Here is a 344-nt window from a genome sequence, read left to right as displayed (position 1 = left end):
CCGTCCGAGTCGGTCGCCGTGAACTGGAAGTTCAGCGCGATCTGGTCTTCGCCGGAAACCGGGTGGTCGAGCGTGTCGATCAGCGTGAACGTGTAGGTACCGCTGCCATTGTCCGACAGGGTCACCGTGAACACAGCCTGGCCGGTTTCGGTGCCGGCATGCGCCGTCAGAACCGTGCCGTCGGCCGACAGCGTATAGACCAGTTCAAGGCCGCGGGACGTCAGATTCTGGGCGTCGAGATTGGCGATCGCCGCCGGACCGAAGGCAACCGAGCGGTTGCCGGCACCCGACGTGATCATCTCGTTGTCGGCATTGTCCGAACCCCACGAGATCGCGAGCGTCCC

1 protein-coding gene is annotated in these 344 nt (G+C 64.5%); it reads right to left on the bottom strand.

The window, feature by feature from the left end; all coding sequences use genetic code 11:
* A partial coding sequence (locus GQ59_RS32620) for a hypothetical protein (protein WP_037088698.1) occupies window positions 1-344 on the bottom strand: 344 nt, incomplete at both ends.

This window comes from Neorhizobium vignae, from assembly GCF_000732195.1.
Taxonomy (GTDB): domain Bacteria; phylum Pseudomonadota; class Alphaproteobacteria; order Rhizobiales; family Rhizobiaceae; genus Neorhizobium; species Neorhizobium vignae.
This window is presented reverse-complemented; position numbering and strand designations above follow the sequence as displayed.